The sequence below is a fragment of the Arthrobacter sp. SIMBA_036 genome (assembly GCF_046535135.1).
GTDB lineage: Bacteria > Actinomycetota > Actinomycetes > Actinomycetales > Micrococcaceae > Arthrobacter.
In genome coordinates this window covers 1-266 of sequence record NZ_JAWRXG010000227.1, presented here as the reverse complement: position 1 = coordinate 266, position 266 = coordinate 1, and the positions used below count along the sequence as shown (strand labels likewise).

1 protein-coding gene is annotated in these 266 nt (G+C 61.7%); it reads left to right on the top strand.

Translation table 11 applies throughout. The features are described from left to right. The coding region (locus SB659_RS19710; protein WP_410551635.1) for a glycoside hydrolase family 3 protein at nt 1–266 on the top strand (266 nt) is incomplete at both ends.

Genomic DNA, 266 nt, shown 5'->3' with positions numbered 1-266 from the left:
ATCAGAATGCACTGATTGCTGCGGTGGCATCCCGGGCAAAGCGCATCATCGTCGTGCTGGAAAACGGTAGTCCGGTGACGATGCCGTGGCTCGCCAATGTGCACGGCGTCCTCGAGACCTGGTATCCGGGCGTGCGGGGCGGGCAAGCGATTGCCGACGTGCTGTTCGGCGACGTCAATCCTTCCGGCAAGCTCCCGATTACGTTCGCCAGACAGGAGGCCGATCTTCCTCAACAGGCTATCGGCGGGAAGGCATTGAACGTCGAG